Source organism: Monashia sp. HAY1-5C, from assembly GCF_056755255.1.
The window spans coordinates 1-237 of the sequence record NZ_JBPGXG010000757.1; the positions used below are offsets into that span (position 1 = coordinate 1).

Consider the following 237-nt stretch of genomic DNA (forward strand, 5'->3'; position numbering starts at 1 on the left):
GTCTACGACATCGACGACGAGAGGGACGGCAATCGCGACGAGCGCCCGCTTCCCTACCTGCCGACGCAAGACACCGGTGAGTTCCACGTGCGGCACCTCACGGACTGGGACTGCCCCGTCGTCGTCTACCGCTGCGTCGGCAAGTACGTCAAGAGCGACCTCGAGGCGTGGCTTGCTGCACAGGACTCTCGGCAGGTGAGAATGGTGTTCGTGGGAGCGTCCTCGAGCTCGAAGCGG

The 237-nt window shown here is 65.0% G+C and carries 1 pseudogene; it reads left to right on the forward strand.

From position 1 onward, the window contains the following. Nucleotides 1-237: pseudogene (locus ACR9ZK_RS23440) on the forward strand (5,10-methylenetetrahydrofolate reductase); the annotation flags it as partial.